Annotated in this window: 1 protein-coding gene; it reads left to right on the forward strand. The window is 38.7% G+C overall.

The window, feature by feature from the left end:
• The coding region (locus AAEZ03_RS28090) for a hypothetical protein (protein ID WP_350583218.1) at nt 1-256 on the forward strand (256 nt) is incomplete at both ends.

Below are 256 nucleotides of genomic sequence, written 5' to 3' on the forward strand. Positions count from 1 at the left end.
GCATATAGATGGCTGGTCAAGTATAGATTTTAACTGGGCTACATACAAAGGTGTAACTACAACTAGATGTGTTTTCTTTGGATGTAGATCTGCCTTAAAAACTAATTCTTTTGCTAAAAGAATTTCAGCATTACCGAACTATTCTACTGTTGAAGTTATAGGTCAAAGCACATCATCCTTCCCTTCTGTATTTCCTGATTACCGAGTAACGACAGGCGCTCGAAGTATTCCTATATTTGGAGGAGCAGGCTGGGAT

Origin of the sequence: Pseudomonas sp. HY2-MNA-CIBAN-0224 (assembly GCF_040310285.1) — a bacterium.
GTDB lineage: Bacteria > Pseudomonadota > Gammaproteobacteria > Pseudomonadales > Pseudomonadaceae > Aquipseudomonas > Aquipseudomonas helleri.